The sequence below is a fragment of the Pseudomonas tritici genome, assembly GCF_014268275.3.
GTDB lineage: Bacteria > Pseudomonadota > Gammaproteobacteria > Pseudomonadales > Pseudomonadaceae > Aquipseudomonas > Aquipseudomonas tritici.
Genome location: NZ_CP077084.1, coordinates 3,499,269 through 3,519,760, shown reverse-complemented (window position 1 = coordinate 3,519,760; position 20,492 = coordinate 3,499,269). Strand labels below are relative to the sequence as shown.

The 20,492-nt window shown below is 57.4% G+C and carries 24 protein-coding genes, 1 tRNA gene and 1 pseudogene; 13 read left to right on the top strand and 13 right to left on the bottom strand.

What is annotated here, in order from left to right; translation table 11 throughout:
- Nucleotides 1-43 precede the first annotated feature (43 nt).
- From pstC to HU722_RS15740, 5 genes are all read left to right on the top strand, one after another.
- The gene (gene pstC, locus HU722_RS15760) at nt 44-1,009 is read left to right on the top strand and encodes a phosphate ABC transporter permease subunit PstC (protein ID WP_065872992.1); all 966 of its coding nucleotides are present in this window, start codon (nt 44-46) and stop codon (nt 1,007-1,009) included.
- Nucleotides 1,009-1,905 (top strand): phosphate ABC transporter permease PstA, encoded by an 897-nt coding sequence (pstA, locus tag HU722_RS15755; protein ID WP_065872993.1) that lies wholly within the window; start codon nt 1,009-1,011, stop codon nt 1,903-1,905. Before pstC ends, pstA begins: the two co-directional genes overlap by 1 nt.
- 76 nt (nt 1,906-1,981) lie before the next feature.
- Nucleotides 1,982-2,743, top strand: coding sequence for a phosphate ABC transporter ATP-binding protein PstB (gene pstB / locus HU722_RS15750; RefSeq protein WP_010210300.1), 762 nt, complete (start codon nt 1,982-1,984; stop codon nt 2,741-2,743).
- Nucleotides 2,744-2,770: 27 nt separating this feature from the next.
- A complete protein-coding gene (locus HU722_RS15745; RefSeq protein WP_065890938.1) occupies nt 2,771-3,469 on the top strand; it encodes a hypothetical protein in 699 nt (232 codons plus the stop codon).
- Nucleotides 3,469-4,059: a hypothetical protein gene (locus HU722_RS15740; protein ID WP_065890939.1), complete on the top strand. Its 591-nt coding sequence runs from the start codon at nt 3,469-3,471 to the stop codon at nt 4,057-4,059. Before HU722_RS15745 ends, HU722_RS15740 begins: the two co-directional genes overlap by 1 nt.
- Nucleotides 4,060-4,129: 70 nt before the next feature.
- On the opposite strand, the gene HU722_RS15735 is transcribed toward HU722_RS15740, so the two are convergent.
- Nucleotides 4,130-4,735: a cysteine hydrolase family protein gene (locus HU722_RS15735; RefSeq protein WP_065890940.1), complete on the bottom strand. Its 606-nt coding sequence runs from the start codon at nt 4,733-4,735 to the stop codon at nt 4,130-4,132.
- Between the two features lie 216 nt (nt 4,736-4,951).
- Between HU722_RS15735 and HU722_RS15730 the strand changes: the two genes are divergently transcribed.
- From HU722_RS15730 to HU722_RS15720, 3 genes are all read left to right on the top strand, one after another.
- Nucleotides 4,952-5,551 carry an imm11 family protein gene (locus HU722_RS15730; protein ID WP_065890941.1) on the top strand — a complete coding sequence of 200 codons (600 nt, stop codon included), beginning with the start codon at nt 4,952-4,954 and terminating at the stop codon, nt 5,549-5,551.
- Between the two features lie 168 nt (nt 5,552-5,719).
- Complete coding sequence (locus HU722_RS15725) at nt 5,720-5,917, top strand: hypothetical protein (protein ID WP_065872998.1); 198 nt, start codon at nt 5,720-5,722, stop codon at nt 5,915-5,917.
- Between the two features lie 625 nt (nt 5,918-6,542).
- Nucleotides 6,543-6,629, top strand: a tRNA-Leu gene (locus HU722_RS15720).
- 430 nt (nt 6,630-7,059) lie between these two features.
- On the opposite strand, the gene HU722_RS15715 is transcribed toward HU722_RS15720, so the two are convergent.
- The 3 genes from HU722_RS15715 to HU722_RS15705 all read right to left on the bottom strand — a co-directional run bounded on the left by HU722_RS15715 (nt 7,060) and on the right by HU722_RS15705 (nt 9,304).
- The gene (locus HU722_RS15715; protein WP_065890943.1) at nt 7,060-7,623 is read right to left on the bottom strand and encodes a hypothetical protein; all 564 of its coding nucleotides are present in this window, start codon (nt 7,621-7,623) and stop codon (nt 7,060-7,062) included.
- Between the two features lie 601 nt (nt 7,624-8,224).
- A complete protein-coding gene (locus tag HU722_RS15710) occupies nt 8,225-8,929 on the bottom strand; it encodes a tetratricopeptide repeat protein (RefSeq protein ID WP_065873001.1) in 705 nt (234 codons plus the stop codon).
- A 69-nt stretch (nt 8,930-8,998) separates the two neighbouring features.
- Nucleotides 8,999-9,304: an NIPSNAP family protein gene (locus HU722_RS15705; RefSeq protein ID WP_065873002.1), complete on the bottom strand. Its 306-nt coding sequence runs from the start codon at nt 9,302-9,304 to the stop codon at nt 8,999-9,001.
- A gap of 36 nt (nt 9,305-9,340) precedes the next feature.
- On the opposite strand from HU722_RS15705, the gene HU722_RS15700 reads away from it, so the two are divergent.
- The 3 genes from HU722_RS15700 (at nt 9,341) to HU722_RS15690 (ending at nt 10,656) form a co-directional block, all read left to right on the top strand.
- A complete protein-coding gene (locus tag HU722_RS15700; protein WP_225930630.1) occupies nt 9,341-9,826 on the top strand; it encodes a hypothetical protein in 486 nt (161 codons plus the stop codon).
- A 135-nt stretch (nt 9,827-9,961) separates the two neighbouring features.
- Nucleotides 9,962-10,201 (top strand): hypothetical protein, encoded by a 240-nt coding sequence (locus HU722_RS15695; protein ID WP_065873003.1) that lies wholly within the window; start codon nt 9,962-9,964, stop codon nt 10,199-10,201.
- A gap of 41 nt (nt 10,202-10,242) precedes the next feature.
- Nucleotides 10,243-10,656: a hypothetical protein gene (locus tag HU722_RS15690; protein WP_065873004.1), complete on the top strand. Its 414-nt coding sequence runs from the start codon at nt 10,243-10,245 to the stop codon at nt 10,654-10,656.
- 119 nt (nt 10,657-10,775) lie between these two features.
- Here the strand turns inward: HU722_RS15690 and HU722_RS15685 are convergent, their stop codons facing one another.
- Together HU722_RS15685 and HU722_RS15680 are read right to left on the bottom strand one after the other, a co-directional pair.
- On the bottom strand, nt 10,776-11,570 hold the full coding sequence (locus HU722_RS15685; RefSeq protein WP_065873005.1) for a hypothetical protein: 795 nt from the start codon (nt 11,568-11,570) through the stop codon (nt 10,776-10,778).
- Nucleotides 11,571-11,822: 252 nt separating this feature from the next.
- Entirely contained in the window at nt 11,823-12,104 is a 282-nt protein-coding gene (locus HU722_RS15680; protein WP_065873006.1) for a hypothetical protein, read from the bottom strand.
- Between the two features lie 216 nt (nt 12,105-12,320).
- On the opposite strand from HU722_RS15680, the pseudogene HU722_RS28880 reads away from it, so the two are divergent.
- A pseudogene (locus tag HU722_RS28880) lies at nt 12,321-12,512 on the top strand (GFA family protein); the annotation flags it as partial.
- On the opposite strand, the gene HU722_RS15675 reads toward HU722_RS28880, so the two are convergent.
- On the bottom strand, nt 12,484-13,011 hold the full coding sequence (locus tag HU722_RS15675) for a DinB family protein (RefSeq protein ID WP_065873007.1): 528 nt from the start codon (nt 13,009-13,011) through the stop codon (nt 12,484-12,486). The pseudogene HU722_RS28880 and the gene HU722_RS15675 sit on opposite strands and share 29 nt — an antisense overlap.
- Before the next feature lie 125 nt (nt 13,012-13,136).
- Here HU722_RS15675 and HU722_RS15670 point away from each other — a divergent pair, with 125 nt between their 5' ends.
- On the top strand, nt 13,137-13,829 hold the full coding sequence (locus tag HU722_RS15670; RefSeq protein ID WP_065890944.1) for a tellurite resistance TerB family protein: 693 nt from the start codon (nt 13,137-13,139) through the stop codon (nt 13,827-13,829).
- Nucleotides 13,830-13,980: 151 nt separating this feature from the next.
- Here the strand turns inward: HU722_RS15670 and HU722_RS15665 are convergent, their stop codons facing one another.
- The 6 genes from HU722_RS15665 to HU722_RS15640 all read right to left on the bottom strand — a co-directional run bounded on the left by HU722_RS15665 (nt 13,981) and on the right by HU722_RS15640 (nt 20,491).
- Nucleotides 13,981-14,802 carry a PA4824 family protein gene (locus HU722_RS15665; RefSeq protein WP_065890945.1) on the bottom strand — a complete coding sequence of 274 codons (822 nt, stop codon included), beginning with the start codon at nt 14,800-14,802 and terminating at the stop codon, nt 13,981-13,983.
- A gap of 18 nt (nt 14,803-14,820) precedes the next feature.
- Entirely contained in the window at nt 14,821-15,168 is a 348-nt protein-coding gene (locus HU722_RS15660; RefSeq protein ID WP_065873010.1) for a DUF2493 domain-containing protein, read from the bottom strand.
- 65 nt (nt 15,169-15,233) lie between these two features.
- Entirely contained in the window at nt 15,234-17,948 is a 2,715-nt protein-coding gene (mgtA, locus tag HU722_RS15655) for a magnesium-translocating P-type ATPase (RefSeq protein ID WP_065890947.1), read from the bottom strand.
- A 726-nt stretch (nt 17,949-18,674) separates the two neighbouring features.
- Entirely contained in the window at nt 18,675-19,286 is a 612-nt protein-coding gene (locus HU722_RS15650) for a LysE family transporter (RefSeq protein ID WP_065880556.1), read from the bottom strand.
- A 48-nt stretch (nt 19,287-19,334) separates the two neighbouring features.
- Nucleotides 19,335-20,021 (bottom strand): arsenical resistance protein ArsH, encoded by a 687-nt coding sequence (arsH, locus tag HU722_RS15645; RefSeq protein ID WP_065873013.1) that lies wholly within the window; start codon nt 20,019-20,021, stop codon nt 19,335-19,337.
- Nucleotides 20,018-20,491 carry an arsenate reductase ArsC gene (locus HU722_RS15640; RefSeq protein ID WP_065873014.1) on the bottom strand — a complete coding sequence of 158 codons (474 nt, stop codon included), beginning with the start codon at nt 20,489-20,491 and terminating at the stop codon, nt 20,018-20,020. The genes arsH and HU722_RS15640 overlap by 4 nt, the downstream gene beginning before the upstream one ends.
- Between the last annotated feature and the right edge of the window lies 1 nt (nt 20,492).

Sequence of the window (20,492 nt, the reverse complement as noted above, 5' to 3'; positions counted from 1 at the left end):
CAGCCAGGCCGGGCGTGTTCCCCCCTTGTTCCGGAATTAGCCAATGAACTCACCTTTTGTCGTACCGGTTAACCCGGACTCTGCGTGCCAGCCACCTTCTACGAAGGACTTCCTGGTTGACCGCACCTTCCGTGCACTTGCACGCATAGGCGTAGTGCTGGTGCTGGCGCTGGTTTTCGCGCTGGTCTTCGAAGTAGGGCGCAAGGCACTTCCCGGCATGGAAAAGCACGGCTTTGATGTGCTGTTCGGCAGTGTCTGGGACGTAAACCAAGGTAAATACGGCATTCTGCCAGCTATTTGGGGCACGCTTTACAGTGCCTTCATCGCGTTGCTGATCGCAGGGTTTTTCGGCGTCAGCATGGCGATTTTCCTGACCCAGGATTTTTTACCGGCCAAGCTGGCGGCGGTGTTTCGCACCATCGTTGAACTGCTCGCCGCGATCCCCAGCGTCGTTTACGGCCTCTGGGGCATTTATGTGGTGATCCCGGCCATCCGCCCGCTGACGGCGTGGCTGAATACCGAGCTCGGCTGGATTCCTTTTTTCGGCACCTCCTTGAGCGGGCCGGGCCTGTTACCGGCAGCACTGGTACTGGCGATTATGATTCTGCCGACCATCGCCGCCGTTTCCCAGGACGCCCTCACGGGTGTGCCGATGAAAACCAAGCAAGCCGCCTACGGCATGGGCACCACCCACTGGGAAGCGATTCTCAAGGTAATGGTGCCATCCGCCGCCACCGGTATCTTTGGTTCCCTGGTGCTGGGCCTCGGCCGCGCATTGGGTGAAACCATGGCCCTGGCCATGCTGGTGGGTAACGCGAACAACATCTCCCTTTCGCTGTTTGCCCCGGCCAATACGCTGGCGGCCTTGTTGGCGCTGAACTTCCCCGAAGCCGGCCCGAACGAGATCGAAGTGTTGATGTACGCCGCACTGGTGCTGATGTTTATCACGCTGCTGGTAAACATTATCGGTTCGATGATCATGGTCTACGCCCAGCGGGGGACTAAATAATGACTGACCTCTCGTCTCCACTCACCACCGCGATGCCGAGCCTGCAACGTCGGTTCGAAGGCCGTGCCCTGCGCAGCCTGATCTTGACCAGCCTGGTGTGGTTTGGTGCGCTGCTGGCCGCCGTGCCGCTGATTTCGGTGCTCTACATGCTGATCACCCGTGGTGGTGCTCGCCTGAGCCTGGAAGTGTTCACCGAGCTGCCACCGACTGGGTTCGAGACCGGCGGTGGCTTCGGCAACGCGATGGCAGGTACGTTCGTCATGGTCGGTATCGCTGCCGCCATCGCGGTGCCCGTCGGCATCATGGCGGCGATTTTCCTGGCGGAACTGGGCCCCGACAGCAAGCTGGCGAACGCCTCGCGCTTTGCCGCAAAAATGCTCACCGGCTTGCCGTCGATCCTGGCGGGTGTGTTTGCCTACGCGCTGGTGGTGATGACCACCGGGACTTATTCGGCACCGGCAGGTGGCGTTGCGCTGGCCGTGCTGATGCTGCCTATCGTGGTACTGACGGCTGAAGAGTCGATGAGGATGGTGCCCAAGATCATGAAGGATGCCGCCTACGGTATGGGCTGCACCCGTTCGCAGGTGATCTGGAAAATCGTCTTGCCCACCGGCATGCCAGCGATCCTCACCGGCGTCATGCTCGCCGTGGCCCGCGCCGCCGGCGAAACCGCGCCGCTGTTGTTCACTGCGCTGTTCAGCAACTACTGGATCTACCACGACGGCAACCTGGCGGTGATGAACCCTACGGCCTCCCTTGCCGTGCTGATCTACAACTTCTCCGGCATGCCCTTCGACAACCAGCTCGAGCTCGCATGGGCGGCCTCGTTGGTGCTGGTGATGATCGTGCTGGTCGTGAATATCGTGAGCCGTATTTTCGGCAAGCCCAAGTATTAAGAACGGGAGCACCTGAATTTTGAACGTATCATCTGCGCAAATAGCCGCTCCGTTTATCACCCAGGCGCCTGTGGTCATGGACTGCAAGCTGGACAAGATTTTCTACGGCAACTTCATGGCGGTGCGTGATAGCCATGTGCCGATCGAGAAAAACAAGATCACCGGCTTTATCGGCCCGTCCGGGTGTGGCAAATCAACCGTGCTGCGTAGCCTCAACCGCATGAACGACCTGGTTAAGGGCTTCCGCTTCGAAGGCCACGTGCATTTCCTGGGCCAGGACGTGTATGGCAAGGGCGTTGACCCGGTGGTGGTGCGCCGCTACATCGGCATGGTGTTCCAACAGCCGAACCCGTTCTCGATGAGCATTTTCGACAATGTGGCCTTTGGCCTGCGCCTCAACCGCTACAAAGGCGACCTCGGCGACCGCGTCAAGCACGCGCTGCAAGGCGCTGCCTTGTGGGACGAGGTCAAGGACAAGCTCAAGGTCAGCGGCCTGTCGCTTTCGGGCGGCCAGCAGCAGCGCCTGTGTATCGCCCGCGCCATCGCCACCGAGCCAGAAGTATTGTTGCTGGATGAGCCGTGCTCGGCGCTTGACCCGATTGCCACTCGCCGGGTCGAGGAGCTGATGGTTGAGTTGAAGAAGGATTACACCATCGCCCTGGTGACGCACAACATGCAGCAGGCGATTCGTGTGGCAGATACCACCGCGTTTTTCTCGGTGGACATCTCCCAGGGCACCCGCACCGGCTATCTGGTGGAAATGGGCCCCACCGCGCAGATTTTCGAAAACCCGCGCGAACAAATGACCGGGGACTACATCAGCGGCAAGTTCAGCTGACCCATGCACCGTTTTTCAGGATTGCCAATGACTGCAACACGTCGTCTTGATTTGCCCGCGATCGAACGCGCACTGCGTAAGGTACAGAGCCGTTTTGCCCAGCTCAGCCAGGACTTTACCGAGCCACGCGACCCGCTGACAGACGAAGTGCTGCAGAATGTGCTTGATGGCTATGCCCTGATTGACGACTATGTGGCGCGGGGTGTCGATCTGTTCGACCTTCAGCAACTGAACCTGATGCTGGAGATCAATGCCACTGTGCTTTGTGGCAAAGACCCGCTACGCCGGCAGGAATACGCGCAGCACCTGCTGGCGACCGAAGTGCATTTTTTCAACAATGTCGAGGGCGGCATCAAGGATTTGTACAACTGGTATTGCAAGCACCACAGTGAATCGGTGTGGAAGCGCGCAGCCGGTGTCTACGTGCGAGTCCTCAGCAAGCCGCAATTGTTCATTGAAGGCAATCACCGCAGTGGGTCGCTGATCGTCAGCTACCTGCTGATGCGCGAGGGGCTGCCGCCCTTCGTATTGACGCTGGACAACGCCGAGGGCTACTTCAATCCGTCCTCGGTCATACGCAACTCCGCCAAGCATGGCGTCATGGCGCTGTATGAGTTGCCCAAGATCAAGAAAAAGTATGCTGCGTTCCTGGAAGATAATGCCCCTGATCCAATGGAGTTTTTCCTGAGCGACACACCAGCGCCCGTCTATCAGGGGGGCCATTGATGGGAAGGTATCCAGTGCTCGACACAGTCAAGCGTGTGTTCAAGCGCCAGCGCATCCGTATCTCGTTCGATATCGATGACACGCTGGCTTGCCAGCTTCACCACAGCGCAACCGAACACAGCCGTTTGCCGGCGTGTGTGCACCGTTGGCTGGGCGAGCCGCTGCGCAGCGGAACCCGTGCACTGACCCGCGAACTGCGTCGCCAAGGCTGCAGCGTCTGGGTCTACACCTCCTCCGGGCGGACCCCGTCCTACATACGTCGCTGGTTGTTGCTGTATGGCATCCACGTCGACGGTGTGGTCAACAGCGTGCGGCACAACCAGGCCCTCACCGAACGCGGACTGTTGAATACCCCGTCAAAATTGCCGTCGGCGTTCGACATCGACTTGCATGTCGATGATTCCGAGGGCGTTCAGCTTGAAGGCTTCGATCACGGTTTCCGCGTCGTGGTCGTGGACCCGGAAGACGAGCAATGGGCGCAACGCGTGCTGGATGCCGTCGCACACCTGCAGGCACAGCTCGCCCGGCAACAACCGCAGCGGCACAAGCTGCCGGTGCCGGCTTATCGGGGGCTGACGTTAAACGGGTAAGGTGGAACGGCTGTGCATGACGAGCGTTAAGCAAAGGGGGCGACTGATCAATCAGTCGCCCCCTTTTGGCTTATTTGGCGCTCAACGCCCCGAGAAACGCGGTATGCCGCAATGCCTTCGAAAACATCGGCAACGTGAAGTTTTCAGCGGCCTTTTGTTGCTCATCGGTGAACGTCGCCGTGCAGTCGGTCAAGGTCACTACGTTGTAACCCTTCTCATAGCCTGACCGAACCGTGCCTTCGACGCAGCAATTGGTTAGAAACCCCGCCACCACCAGGTTCTGGATGCCATTGTTGCGCAACACAAGGTCCAGGCCAGTGGTGGCAAAGCCATCCAGCCCGCGCTTGCCTTCCACGAGAATATCGCCGGGCTCACGCGTCACGGCGTCGGTGATCTCGGCACCCCAACTGCCGGTGCGAAAGGCGCTGCCGTCGGCTACCCCCTTGAGAATCCCGTAATCGCGTGTTGTCAGCTCTGGATAGCCCTCGGCGAATTGAATCGGCAGGTGGATGATCTTCACGCCCAGCTTGCGCGCTTGCTGCACGGTGGTTGCGGTGTTGGCCAGCATGTCTGACTGGTGCATCACATCTTTGACTGCGTCATGGAACACGCCACCGGGGGTGGTGAAATCGTTCTGGAATTCGATCAAGACAAGGGCGGTGGCGTGTGGATTCATGGTGAGTCTCCGAATAGGGGAGCAGTTGGTGTTCAGCGCCAATGACTCACCACACGGTGAGTGGGCGACGTCGACGCATAAGATAATGCGTTGGGAGCGTAGAGCCATCTGAGCATACCTGCACCCGTCGGAACAGATTTTTGAGTCACGCTGTCTTAGCGACGTTATCCTTTTAAGCTGCGCTCGGTTAATAAAAAGGGCTGTTGGAGAATACGTGTGAAGTATTACTGGCTCAGGCAGGACATGATGATGGCGGACAAATGGACGCTTGGCGACGTACGGCACGTCAATAACTGGCACTTCAGAGAGCCGCCCGTCAATTTCATGGAGCCAGGGACTTACACGTTGGATGTGCGTTTTGAAGGCGCTGAGGTGGACTATTCACTGGCGGGTTATGCCAGTGTGCCGGTGTTGAGTTCAAAGGCCTGTCAGGCGCTGTCTGGGTTGCCGGAAGTGGACGAGCCTTATTGCAATGTCGTATTCGAGCCTGTGCTGATTGCTAATAAAGAAGTCCGGGGTACCTACTTTCTTATGATCATTGAGACACAAATAGACTGTGTCGATGAGCAAAGATCTAACTTCAAGAAGTTCGAACCCAATGACCCTGTCAGACCCGATCTGGCGGGTGAGTATCGAGCATTCACCCGGCTTGTGATTGACCCTGGAAAAATCGGCGATCAGCACATTTTCAGAGTGAAAAAATATTCGGGCGCGATAGTCGTCAGTGAAGAGGTCAAGCACCGGCTGGAGACGGTCGGTGCCGTGGGGATGCTCTTTGAGTCCGTGTCGGGTGACGACATAGGTGGGAATGCCTGAAGCACCTAGCCGCACAAGTGATGGTCAAAAACAGTGCGTGTAGGTAGCTGGAGCAATTCATTATCGAGGTACCCGACGTCACCGTTCGTCCAAACCTTGGCACTCGCCGTGACCGGCCCACTCTTATATTTACGCGCGGATGTTCCGAGCCTAGAACGGAGAGCCAGCATGGAAATCGACAGAAATGCCCCCGGGAACATTTCACAGCAGGACGTAACCCGCGGCACAGATAATGAAGCCGGGCATGATCCGAAGCGCGATGAGGACAACATCCCGCTGCCGCCGGACGACGAGGCACCTCTTGAAGAAGATATGTCTGACGTGGATGCTGCCGATTCGGTAGCGAGCGAGCATCCCGACAACTGATCGGCCTCTCAGAACAACAATCCCGACGTTTGCGTCGGGATTGTTGTTTGTACGTTGAGCGCTATGAAACCTCAGTGGCGGAAGGCTTCGGGGGCGGCCTTAAATTCGAAGTGCGGATGTACCTGCCAAGTATCCACAAGCCACTAGCCACAGCGGCCAATACGCCAGATAAGAGCACATCAACCAGGCCTTCTCCGGTCTTCTCGGGTGTTACAAATCTGGAGAGTATTTTCACCCAGGCAGGAACACTTATGTAGACGGTCAGTATCCAGAACACCACGGACGTCGCATAAACCGGTATCGAAAGGGTCATGCGTAGCCGGGCAGGGGCCTTATTCATCAGCAATTACGTCCTTGTTGGTCTGGGAGGGCAGAAGGCTGTGGCGATTACGACCCCCTTGGTGAGTCCATTGCGCGTTGCTTGCATTTTGTTGCGAGGGCGTGAAGATAGCAGAGTGGGCGACGCATCGAGGCACGGGAATCTCAGTTTTTCCTTCGTTATCTTCATCTACATCACTGATCTAACGAGCTTTTTCGCCCGAGTCGTGGTGCAAGAAAGCTGCCTTGCGACCTTGCGCCAACGCGACTGGATCTATATATTCCCAACCCTGCAACACGCGCTGCCGCCCGAATGGCGAAACTGGTAGACGCATGGGACTTAAAATCCCCCGCTCGTAAGGGCGTCCCGGTTCGATTCCGGGTTCGGGCACCATCTAAAATCAAGGGTCTGCGAGCGAAAGCTAATGCAGGCCCTTGTTTGTTTTCGGTCCGCAATTTCAAATGTCGCTCCGCAACTCACTTAGTTGGCGTGACCTTTGAGGGCTTTCACTTCGAGAACTTAGACATTCGCTACACCACGGCCAACCAGCGACATCCAGCATTGCGGTTTCTGTATGTAGAACTCGGCCGCGTCATTGGGGGTGAGGCTGTCCTTGGTTACCAGGCCGCATACTGGTCGCTCGCTGAGAAGCAAAGCAATCAGGTGACCGACATCCGCAAAGCCTATGACGCCGCTATGGGTGAGCGGGACAAGCGCCTGGAAGAGTTGCCCCGTAAGACGGGCACCGCCGCCGCCCAGGCTGCCGACAAGGCTGACGAAGCTCAGCTGAGCAACTCAGTAATCCGAGTCGACAGCCATCAAGCTAACGTTTTGTGCCGTGGGAAAGGCAAGACCGAAGCGATTGTTGGTGCTTTTCAAGTTGGATCATGGCCTCTTCCCGGCGCTCACCCTGTAATGCATGTGACCATGGCGGATTGACCGCCAGTTTTACCTCAATGTCCGCAATAACACGCTGTATTGCCAAACAAGGGTCATTGGCTTTTACGCGGTTCCCTAATTGGGAGTTGAGATTTTTGTACTCCCCAAGCAGATTTGTTAGCTGAGTCAGTTGTTGGTTCGTGGCATGTAGATCTGAGTCGGATCTGTTTAGCTTCAGCTCTAGGTCATGCGCTTTCGCCTGTAGCTGATCAGCTTTCTCAGAAAGGGTCTTCTTTTCAATTTGGAGTTCGGCAATCAGTTTGGCTTGCACCTCGACGGTTGATTGAACCTTTCCGATGTCTACCAATTTTTCTGCGCCATAGCCCACAAGATGAATAAGTGGGACGGCGGCTATCAGGCCGGCCCCGAAGGTGGCGATAGCCCTTAGGAGTATTCGAGGTTTTTTTTCAGAATGATTGAGTTGTTGTGTTCGGGCTGTTTTCTTCATTGGGGAATAAGAATCTTGCTAGGCCAGCCCTTCATTTAGCGACTAAATCACACAGAAGGGCAGATCGTTAGTTAGGAGATGCGCCGCAGGTGAGTGCGGCAGGGGCGGATCACCGAGCTTCAAGTGCTTCTTGAATCTTATCCGCCTAGGAGGAGAGCTTGGAAAACTCTTTTTCCAGATCTACTGATGCATTACCACTTGCCGCGAATGCTGCGATCGTCTCGGGCCAGCTTCGGCTTACTGGTTGTCTTAGCGCTTTGCGAGCTGGTTACCGCGTCGGCTATAGCTGATGTCATGTTCTGCTCCCTGCCATTGAATTGATACCCATCAATACCGGCAACGCGCCGCTATTTCAAGCATCAGAGAGGCGACATGACAACCAAGTAGCCAGACTGGGAGGCGATCGAATGTGCCTACTGGTGCGTGGTTGAAAATGTCAGGGCATATTTTCTAGGTCGTAGAGCCCGATCAGACCGTCATCGCACTTGGTGTGACCCATTCACTTGAAGGTGAGAGTGGGCATGGTGTACCCCGGTTGATTGCGCTGTCGCGTTTCCATGTGGTTTAGGCAAAGCCTAGGCGTTGTACAGCGCTTAAAGAGTTACTGATGATTTTTTGATACAGTTTTCGCTGTATCTAGCTCGCTTTGTAAGGACCGAAGACGAGCATCATTTGGATATTTTAGTTTTAGCTCGTCCAAGTTTATTTTTGCCTTTGAGTATTGTTCGAGCTTTATTAGGTTTCGCACCAAAACTATTTGAGTTACTCGCCCCGGGGCAATATCAAAAGCCGCTTGATTAAATTCTAGGGCTTTTTTGAAGTCGGTGTACTGTTTACCGTTGTCGCCCATATACAAAAGGCCAAGTACGTTGTTTGCCGAAAGCTGGTGCGGGTCGATTTTGACCGCCTGTTCGAGGCGATCTCGGGCCGAGGGGACTCTGCCTTGCATCAGATCTGCATCCGCCATGTTGACGAGATAGAAATAAGAGTTAACTGGGTAATAAGCCGCTGCTTTTGCCGCATATTCTCCCGAACTCTGGTAGTCACCGGCCTCATAGTAGCTAAGGGATATATACCGTAGGGCTGAAGCCTTTTGTTGATTGGTGGCTGCTGGGTCTGCCTCAATTTTCTTAAAGTTTGCAATGGCTGCAGTGTTATTTCCTAGATCTTGAAGTTCTTGGCTTTGCGCAAACTTGTTTTTTATTTCGTTTTTATGTTCGTTGGTTTTTAGTGCGTCTTGGATTTTATCGCAGCCCAATACAGCTAAGCACAAACAAATAATGAGCGCTATTTTCAATTTTTGCATTTTCTTTCTCGACGTTGCTGGGCGTGCCTGCCTTAGTATAAAAAGCCCTGCGGACCGGGTTTGTTTCTTTCAGTCAAGTACTGGCCGCATGAAGCTTCTCTCCGTACTGACGATAAATCTCTTATCCGCTGCCAGCGCGAAAGTACTAACGCATTCGGGGTCAGTTTTGGACTCCTCGCGATAGCGCTCGTAATCCGCAAGGCTCGGAAAGCTGAAAAGGCAGTAAGCGACGTTGTTTGCGCCTTCAGCGGGGAGGAAATAACCATGATGTGTGCCCCCCATGCGATTGACTATGCGAATCCACAGTCTTGAGTAGTTTTCAAAGGCCGGGATTTGATAGGGGTCAATCTGATACTTCAGATGGCAGGTGATCACGCGAGTCGTCCTTGTCCAGTTTGAATGAGTAGCTTAATGGACATCCATGTGATTGGTAAAACTCGACTAGGTACTGGGTTTTTTGTATCAGCTTTTACGCCTTCCAATCGAAACCCACCGGCGAAAGCGGAAAGATCACAGTTGTTCGTGATTCGGACGCCGTTGGCTCGGGTTGCGACATTGTCGTATACGTCGATGGTCGAAAAGCTGCAAAAATCGGCACCGGGTAGCGCGTCACCTTTTACCTGCCGCCTGGATCGCCGAAATCTAGGCGCTGGCCTGGCGGGCTTAGGTTTGTGCGCAGGAGCTGCAATACGAACCATTGCAGCAACGGTGCAGCCTGGCAAGGAAAGCCTGTACCGCATCAGCGGCGGCATGGCCGGCTTTTACATTGACCCCTATGTCGATTACAACTGGACCAAGAAAACCATGAAGCCGCCCCCGGGCGGTTTTTTATTGCCTGGAGCAAACATGGGCGCAGCACAGAAGCCCGATATCTACGGCACCGAGGGCGGCTCGTAAAAGCCAAAAACTCCAACCGAAGCGCCGGACAATCTTCGCTCTGTAGCGATGGCTAGGCTCCAGTGAAGGGTGGTTGCTGTTGAATGCGTTGACTGCTACAAAACCGGCCCAATGTGCCGCCAAGGACTGTAATCAATGATTCTGCTACTGATGGCTCTTCTGATGCGCGCGGAGGATCCCGTTTATGTCGTCAATGAAGAAAACTGCAAATTTGCACATTTTATTGAGCTACCGAACGACTACAGGAGTCGTCGACTGATGAAGGCGTGCTTTGAAAGCATCAAAGATGAACCCATGCCCACTGGTGGAAATTTGCAGGAAAAGACTGTGCGCCCACTGAAGGAATTCATGGGTATTTCGGTTGATTTACGGTAGCGCACACCCCATGGGGTTTGAATGGGTGAGGATTTATTGCTATGCACCAGGTTGTTGAAAGGGCGTTAAACGTGATCGCAGCAGAGAGCAGCGAGCCCGAATACACTGAAGCGTTCAGCGCAGCTCATGCAGTAGCGGTTGAGTTTGGAGAGCAAAATCTGGCCGACCGACTTTTTGCCGATATCCCTGATTCAATCTCTTTCATGGAGGTGGCCCGGCTATTCGACTTTCTTGCATGGCAGACGGATGACAACGGATCTGCAATGACTCGTACTGCTGAGCGCTGGCTCGTGGAAGGCACAGATCTGCGCAAGATTCAGATCGCGCTAAACCTTGAGGTGTACCCGTTTCCGGATGGGCAAGAGATGTACCGCGTGCTGTCCGATGTGGCTGCATCTCACCCGCAGGCGGCTGATAGATGCCAGCAGCTTATCAATGCTCGGCACAATCGGTAGCACTTGCTCACACAGTCTCATTCGCCTTCCGGCGCCCGGCTATCCCAGCGTAGACAGTCATCACTGATCATCGAGTGGCGATAGCCAGAACCTTCCATGAGTCCATTCGAGATGCATTTTCACACGTTGCGTCGACGAAGGAATCCAATGCAGCTATTGATTGCCGTGCATAAGCTCCCCGCGACAATGCCGATAAAAACGAACACCAATGCACCGTGGCTGAAGTTCATCGGCCACACAAATGGGCTCGCGGATGATGTTGTGATGGCATCCACCAGATTGGGTAGAGCGCTGAATACCCAAATCAACAAACCGGTGATCAGGCCTCCGACGATGTAACGCAGTGGTGACTGCAGGTAACGCTCGGTAAACCACAGAACCGGCCATCCAACCAGCATGCTCAACAGCCCCCCGACCATGAACATCAGGATGAATGCCGGTATGCTCTCGTCCGAACCAGGAAGGTACAACGCCGCGGCCGTTCCTAGTGTTATCGCCCCTGAAAGGGGAACGGCATATACCCAGCCACGCGCTGCATACCGGGTTTCGTCGCTGCCCTCGTACAACCTTTCTATTCCGTAGATTGTGGCGGAAAAAAGCAGCCAAAGAATGATGCCAGAGCCAATCGCCAGCGGAAGGTATTTAAGTGACGCGCCTCCCAGTAGCCAGGCCACCAGCGATTGTATAAGGGCGTTAAGAAGATTGCGGCCATTGGAGCTTGCACCGTTCGCGTCACTACGCAGTAGTAAGGGAATGCCAAATACAACCCCAACGACGGTTCCAAACAGAAACCCAGAGAACAACATCGACTCATTCCAGCCTTGGGTCATGCATCGAGCGGTAGCGCAGATAATCCCTGCACACAACGGTACTGAAACCAGCCGGAGCTCTTGTTCCTTTTTCTTGAGCTTCACGAGACCTCCTAAAGGTCGCTCAGTGGATAGGCCGGATTAGACCAGGCGCGCACTCCACGCCAGCCTCAGCCTCGCACTTCGTAGAAGTGGCTCAGTGCTATCCGCTCCGGCAGTTTGGCTAACTGAGGGGACCTCCATGAATCACACCGGTAATGGGAGGAGCTACACCGAATACTACGAAACAGTGTGGCACAGTGATGATCGACTAACACCCAAGAGCCCCGGTTTTGCCGGGGCTCTTGTTTGTGTGGCTTATACGAAGGGCTGACCGCTGAAGCCCCGTGGCAAACGCTGCAAACCGGGCAGGTCGGTGAGGCGTTGCGTCCACGCGCTGCGCCAGTCGATCACGGTGCGGGTCTTGGCGTTACGATTGGCGCGGCGGGCAGCGTTGCGCTGGGTGCGGCGCGCTTCTTTGTAGGCTTCGGTGTTGCGGCAGGTACGGCACTTGACTCGGTTCAGCTCGACGCTGGAAGGGAGGTTGGTGCCGTGGTGGCCACAGGCTAAATGACCTGCGACCTTGAAGTGAATGACCATGTAAGCGTCTCCTTCTTGGGGTACGCGCATCGGTAGACTCACAATGCGCGCGGGGAGGGCGGGGGCAGCAAAAGTCCCGACACCTAAGGTTACGACCCCAGTTACGCAGCAGCGTTCGGTTGTGGGGCTGGCCTGTTCAACTCTGCGTCCGGACGCTAACCTGCCACGCTACCCATCAATAAATGGAAGCAATGATGAGCGTCGATACCCTGCCATAACGTACGCGCGGCCTTGTTGGATAATGCCAGCGCTTATGTACCCTTCATGGAGACCTGGACCCGCGAGAAATTGCCTTGGGCATCCACCCCGGCCGTTGAAAGCTTTGCGCAGTTGCCGGAGCCCTCGGCGTTCCCGCGCTTGATGCAGGCGTACGCCGAATTCAGTCGATCAACGCCAGCAAATCCGTAGTGCCCACGTCCAGCCCCGCCTGGCTCAGCAAGGTGGTTGCCTGGCCCCGGTGGTGGGTCTGGTGATTGAAAAAGTGCACCAGCAAGCTGAAGCAGTTTTTATCGGCGGCCACACCGCGCATGTTGCGGTAATGCAGGCGCTGATCCAGGTCGGGCGCCTGTACGGTGTGCGCCCAGTCGAGGATGAGTTGATCCAGCCAGGCTCGATGGGCGGCGAGTTCACGGACGTTGGCAAAGGCCAGCTGCGTCAAATCAACAGGTGTGGCGACCGCGTTCAGCGGAGCCAGTGCCGCATAGCCAGCAGGATGCAAGGCAAAGCGCTTGAGCCAGACGGTGTCGCCTAATACCAGGTGGTTCAACGTACCGAGAATCGAGCCGAAAAACGCCTTGCGGTCCATAAGCAACTCCGCGTCCGACAGCGTGCCGGCCGCTTCGTAGAGTTTGCGGTTCATCCACTGGTTGTAGCGGGCCATCAGCACGACATGCTCAATCCGGTTCACTTGGGTTTTCTCTCAGAGGCACGGTGACGCCATGATAGGCCGTGCCCGCCCGGCGGTCATGGTGTTCCGGCAGGGGCGGGCTATGGTTGTTAGACGCCAACACTGCGCCCTGGGAGGGTGAGATCATGAACACCAGCGACTTACTGGAACAACTGCTGCGCGCCGGGCAAGGGGGCAGTACCTCCTCGGGCGGCGGTTTGGGCGGACTGCTCGGCGGCTTATTGAAAGGCACCCGCACCGGCAATGCCTCGGCCGGTGGTGGCTTGGGTGGGTTGTTGGGTGGGCTTGGCGGCATGTTGGGCGGTGCCGCTGGCGCTCGTCCTGCCCAGGGACGTGCTGGCGGGATGAACTACGCGGCGCTGGCTTCCTTGGGCATGGCGGCGTTCCAGGCCTACCAAGCCTGGCAACGCCAGCAAGGCAGTGCTCCGCAGCAAGCCATCCAGACGGTCGACCAGCTTGACGGCCCCGCAGCCGAAGCCCACAGCCATGCTGTTTTGCGTGCGTTGATCGCCGCCGCGAAAGCTGATGGCCATATCGATGAAAAAGAGCAGCAACTGATTTCCAGTGAACTGGGCCGGCATACCGACGATCCGCAACTGCAAGCGTGGCTCGACGCTGAAGTCGCCAAGCCCCTGGATGCTGCGGATTTCGCCGAGTTCGCCAGCGACCCGGCAGTGGCGGCGGAGGTTTACCTGGCCAGTGTGATGCTGGTGGACGATCAGCAGGACGCCGAACGCAATTATCTGGACGACTTGGCAGGTCAACTGCAAATCGACCCGCAATTGCAGCTGCACTTGGAGCAACAGGCCAAGGCCTGATTGATCTGCGAACCTCCGGTCGAAGTAGGATGAATGTGGCAGCTGGCTTGCCTGCGATAGCGGTACGCCAGTCAACATTTGCAGTGACGGACACACTGCTATCGCAGGCAAGCCAGCTCCCACATTTGATCTCTGAGGGTCTTAAAAGGTGCTAGAAGCGCAGCGTGGCTCCAGTGTTCAGCCATTGATCTCGCTCACCGACCAGGCTGCGCCCGACCACCAGGTCTACATCGACCAGCTCGCCGAGGTGAAACCGGGGCCCGGCCTGCCAGGCCTGATCGCCACCCTCTTGGCCGTAGCGTTCGGCGATCACCGTCATTAACGGCGCGACCTGGTACTCCAGACCAGTGCCCCAAGTCAGGCGGTGTTTCTGATCGCCATCGTTGTAGGCATGCGACCAACCGGCATTCAGGTTCACCCGCAGGGGCGCCAGCGGTTGCCACGTCAACGGGATGTTGAAGTCTGCACCCTCAAAAGCGTGTCGGCGATCCAGTGCAACGTGCGCACCGGCAGACACGGCCATTTCCAGCCCCAGGTCTTCCCGCGACAGTACCTGCGCCTTGAGCTGCGGGCCCATCTGGGTTTCGCTTTTGCCTGCGCTGGTCGCGCGTGACAGCGCCGCGCCCCATTGCACCGAAGGCATTGCGGCAAAGGTGCAGGCCGGCGACAGTGTTTCATTATGCGTACTGCCATCGTGTCGATTGGCGCTGTACCAGGCGTCGACGTTGCAAGTGCCTGGCGCATTGATCGCGCCGTCGTCGACCATATACGCGCCACCGGCTGCGTTGGCCTTGGACAGCAAGGCAATCATTAACAGAGCGCCCAAGGTCAGCCCTATAAACATCAGGTTGCGCTGCAATGCGCGCCGCTTGGCCGGCGGCAATAGCAACAAGGTCTGGCGTGCGCCTCGGTAGTGACGCGCACGGTATTTGGCGAACCCATCCTGGCGCGCCGGGGTGTGTTTCTTGTGCATGATGCACCTCGCTTGAATTCAGCTTTCTACGGTCAGCACCGAAATGCCACTGGCTTTGGCCTGGCAGACCAGCTCGGACGTGTCGTCACCACCCGGCAGGGCGATGACCACGTCAGGGCGGCTGTCGGTCAGCATGAAATGGTTGCGCTGGCGTTCCGCCTGCTTGCCGTGGCGTTGCCAGTTGGGCGGGTAGCGCACCACGTCAATGCCCAGTTCCCGCGCCCACTCCTCAATCTCGCTGCCGAGGAATTGGTTGCCGCCGTGGATCAGTACCTGCACCGGGCGCAGGCGGTGGTAGGCGTCCAGCACTTGGCGGGACAGTCGGGTGTCGGCGTAATGACGACCTGCACAGATCAAGACGCGCATAAGGTCTTTCCTTTTAGTGCACGGTGGCGGCCGGGCGGCCGCCACCGTTTAAACGGCGGGGGCGATCAGTACCACTGCTTGAAGCGGCGGATGTAGATCGTCTTCATCAGTTGGGCTACGCAGCAGTAGCTGAGCAGGGTGCCGACCAGCCATGGGAAGTACGCCAGCGGCAGCGGTTGCAGGCCTACCAGCGTGCCCAGCGGCGAGAACGGTACGTAGATCCCCAGCGCGATCACCACACCGGTCATCATCAACACCGGCCAGGCAGCGGTGCTCTGGAAAAACGGGATCTTGCGAGTGCGCAGCATGTGCACCACCAGGGTTTGCGAAAGCAGGCCCTCGATAAACCAGCCGGACTGGAACAGGGTCTGCATTTCCACGCTGTTGGCGGCGAACACGTACCACATCAGCGCAAAGGTGGTGATGTCAAAGATCGACGAGGTCGGCCCGATCCAGAGCATGAAGCGACCGATGTTTTTCGCATCCCACTTGCGCGGCTTGGCCAGGTATTCCTTGTCCATCTTGTCCCACGGCAGGGCCAGCTGGGAGATGTCGTACATCAGGTTTTGCAGCAGCAGGTGGATCGACAGCATCGGCAGGAAGGGGATGAACGCACTGGCCACCAACACCGAGAACACGTTGCCGAAGTTGGAGCTGGCGGTCATGTTCAGGTACTTCATGATGTTGCCGAAGGTTTCGCGGCCCTTGAGCACACCTTCCTCCAGTACCATCAGGCTCTTTTCCAGCAGGATGATGTCGGCCGACTCTTTGGCAATGTCCGTCCCGCTGTCCACCGAGATCCCCACGTCGGCATCGCGCAGTGCCGGTGCGTCATTGATCCCGTCACCGAGGAAGCCCACGGTGTGGCCGTTGGCTTGCAGCGCCTTGAGTACCCGGGATTTTTGTAGCGGTGTCAGTTTCGCGAACACCGTGCGTTCTTCCACGCGACGTTGCAGGGTGGCATCGTCCATCGCTTCGATGTCGGTACCGAGCAGCGGCTGGCCTGGATCGAGGCCGACCTGACGGCAGATCTTGCTGGTGACCACGGCGTTGTCGCCGGTCAGCACTTTGACCGCCACGCCAATCTGTTGCAGCGCCGCAATCGCCGGGCCGGCAGTTTCCTTAGGTGGATCGAGAAAGGTCAGGAAGCCCTGGATCACCAGGTTGCGCTCATCGGCGGTGGTGTACTGCTGGCGCGCCAACGATTTCGGGATGTGACGGGTGGCCACCACCAGCACACGGAATCCGTCTTCGTTATAGTCATTGGCAAGCGCCAGCAATTCTTCACGGCGGCGCTCATCCAGCGGTACGGCTTTGCCTGCCTCCATCACGTGAGTGGAAATACCCAGCATCTCTTCCACGGCGCCCTTGCACACCAGCAGTTGATCGTCGGCCGCATCCTTGACCACGATCGACAGGCGACGGCGGACAAAGTCGAACGGCAATTCATCGACCTTGCTGTAGGCAAATGGCGCCTGGAACTTCGGATTCTGCTCCGAGAATTGCACCACGGCCTGGTCCATCAGGTTCTTCATGCCGCTTTGGTGGTAGCTGTTCAGCCAGGCCAGGGACAGCACCGCGTCATCACGCTGGCCAGAGGCGTTGACGTGATGCTCGAGGATGATCTTGTCCTGGGTCAGCGTGCCGGTCTTGTCGGTGCACAGCACGTCCATGGAGCCAAAGTTCTGGATCGCGTTGAGGCGCTTGACCACCACTTTGCGCTTGGCCATGGCGGTGGCGCCCTTGGCCAGGTTGGCGCTGACGATCATCGGCAGCATTTCCGGCGTAAGGCCTACGGCAACTGCGAGGGCAAACAGGAAGGCATCGCCCCAGTCACCCTTGGAGAAGCCATTGAGGAAGAACACGATCGGCACCATCACCAGCATGAAGCGGATCAGCAACCAACTGACGCTGTTCACCCCACGGTCGAAGGCGGTTTGCACCCGCGACCCCACAATTGCCTTGGCCAGGGAGCCAAAGTAGGTGCGTGGTCCGGTGGCGACCACCACGGCCGTGGCACGGCCGCTGACCACGTTGGTGCCCATGAAGCAGATGTTGGGCAGGTCCAGCAGGTTGGCCTGGTCGGCAGCCACTGGCCCGGCGGATTTTTGCGTAACGTCGCCGAGGGTGTCGTACTTCTCCACTGGCAAGGCTTCGCCGGTCAGCACTGCCTGGCTGATAAACAGGTCGCGGGATTCGATCAGGCGGATATCGGCCGGGATCATGTCGCCGGCTGAGAGTTGTACGATATCGCCGGCCACCAGCTCGCGCATCGGCACTTCGCGCAGGGTGGGTTGGGTGCCTACTTGCTCACGGCGCAGCACGGTGGCGGTGGTGCGAACCATGGCTTTCAAGGCTTCGGCGGATTTCGCCGAGCGGTGTTCCTGCCAGAACCGCAGCAGGCTGCTGAGCAACACCATGGTCATGATGATGATGACTTTGGTCGGGTCGGCCTCTTCGCCGTCCTGCATCGGCAGCCAGCAATCAGTGAAGAAGCTGATGCCGGCCAGGGTCAGCAGTACGTAGATAAACGGGTTGTTCAGTGCCTGCAGGAACTGCACGATGGCGTGAGGCGGCTTGTCATGGGCGACTTCGTTGTGGCCTTCCCGTTGCAGCCGGGCAGAGGCGTCCAATTCGGTCAGGCCGTCCCGGGTGGCACGCACGTTCGCCAGGGTGGCCGACAGGCCGTTGTGCGCTTCGCGGGCGGCTCGCATTGACAATTTAGTGTCGGCGTCAGTGCGATTTTTCTTGTGCAGAGGCGTGTTTTTTACGGCGCTCATTGTCTGTACTCCTGTCGCCAATTCTCGACAAAACATACCCGGTACTTACCTGAAGACAGGCGAGCGAAAGCATGCCGAGTCGCTAACTTCGCGATCGGGTTAAATAAAGTGCTTATATATGTTTTGCTGGTGCGTTAATTAACTTGCGCGCAGCGAACTACAACTGGAAGTGTTCATGGCGAACCCCAGGGTATTCATCAGGAAGTTGCTGTTTTCAGCCGGTTTAAGCGGCGCGAGCGCTCACGTTAAGACCGGGGCTGAAAACCTTCGGTCTCTGTGGGTCTTGAGGGGAGGGTGTGACAATCGCCGCGCGGGAGGGCGGGAAATCGACGCGCACACGGCGTGGCGTGGCCCGCAGGGCGGCGGCCGGCGTGCGCAGATCAGGCAAAACAAAGCATTGGAAGGTCATAAAACACCTCGGGACCGGACGGGCGACCGGCGAGGCAGTTACGGTGGAGCATCGAGCTCTAGCGCAGCTTACCGGACCGTGAGGCGAGTCCTGTCATGTTCTGGGTTTGGCGCCCGATGCCCGCTAACACGGTGCACGGACAGCGACTAGATACTGTGTCCATTGGCTTCTTTAGTGAGGTTTAAAAAAGGCCCCAGTTGCGGGCACTGGCAATCTACTCAGGCGGTTACAAAATGTCAATGCATGATTAATTAAATGAACCGATGTTCAGAGTTTATTCAGGCAGACAGCCCGTGTAAGTTGTCGGCTCTATAACTTCATATTCCTTGCGCGGCCAGAACTGCCAGATAGATCAATACCACGCCGCAAGTGCCGTAACTGATGCGCTGCCACAACGGTGATGCGTTCTTGCGCAGCACGTTGACCAGCGCAGCAATCAGAAAGCACGACAACACCGACGCCAGCATGAACCCGGCGAAAAACATCAAGGTTTGCCCATGACTGGGCGTGGCGCCGACGATGCCCGACAACGCGCTGCCCAGCGCGCCCCAGTAAACAATATTCTTCGGGTTGGCCAGTGAGATCGCTGCGCCGACCGCCAGCGCATTTTGCCGAGTGCTGGCGGGTGCGTCGTCTGATTCAGGCAGCTTCCAGGCATCGATCAGGCTGCGCACGCCCAGCCAGGCGAGGTACACCGCACAGACTACCGTCAGCGGCACGCGCACGGCGTCATGCTGGATCAGCAGGGCGATCCCGGTCAGGCCGATCACCGCCCACACCGCGTCGCCGACCAGCGACCCAACCTGCACCAGAAGGGCCGGCGTGAAGCCATGGAGCAAACCACGGCGCAGGGTCTCCGCCAGCACGGCGCCGGGAGAGAGGCAAAACACAAAACCGAATATCAGTGCGTAGAAAAAGATCGTCAGCATGCCCGCGTCCTTTCAGGAAAGTGCCAGAGCATACGCGGGAAGGGGGGATCAGATCGACCGTTGGTTGAGACGCTGCGACAGTTCGTCAGCACTTTCCTTGCGCTCCGAATAACGGTCTACCAGGTCCGGGCGATCGCGCAGCAGTAGCGTGAACTTGACCAGTTCTTCCATCACATCGACCACGCGGTCGTACAGGGCGGAAGGTTTCATACGGTCTTGATCGTCAAACTCCATGAACGCCTTGGGTACCGAGGATTGATTGGGGATAGTGAACATACGCATCCAACGGCCCAATACGCGCAGTTGGTTCACGGTATTGAAGGATTGCGAACCGCCGGACACTTGCATCACCGCCAGGGTTTTACCCTGGGTCGGGCGCACTGCGCCAAGGGCCAGCGGCACCCAGTCGAGCTGCGCCTTGAACACGGCCGACATCGAGCCGTGACGTTCCGGTGAACACCACACTTGGCCTTCGGACCACTTCATCAGCTCCAGCAGTTCCCGCACTTTGGGGTGATCACTCGGTGCATCATCGGGCAGAGGCAAGCCGCTGGGGTTGAAGATGCGCGTTTGTGCGCCGAAGTGCTGCAACAGGCGTGCTGCTTCTTCCACCAGCAGGCGGCTGAACGAGCGTTCGCGGGTCGAGCCGTAGAGCAGCAGGATGCGCGGCGGATGCGTCGAACCGCTACGCAGTGGCGCTGAAAGGGTGATATCGAGATTGGGCAGTGTGGTCATGAAAGCACCGCAATACGGTCGAGTTCCACCTTCAAGTCGGCAGGGCTGAGGCGGTCAAAAGGCACGGCGAAAAATGCCCGGCAGCGTGTGGCAATGATCGCCAGCGTGGCGTCAAATGCAGCTTGGACATTTGTGTCGTCGCCTTGAACATCGGAGGGGTCCTCCAACCCCCAATGCGCCTTCACCGCCGGCCCGAAGTACACCGGGCACGCTTCGCCCGCAGCTTTGTCGCACACGGTAATCACCAAGTCCGGTGGGCTGCCCGCAAAGGCGTCATTGCCTTTGCTGTACAAGCCTTCAGTGCTGATACCCGCTGCCTGCAGCGTACTGAGGCTGCGTGGCAGGACCTGGCCCTTCGGAAAGCTGCCGGAACTGATCGCCTCAAAACCGTGCGGTGCCAGATGGTTGAACACAGCCTCGGACAAAATGCTGCGGCAGCTGTTGGCGGTACACATGAACAGGACTTTCATT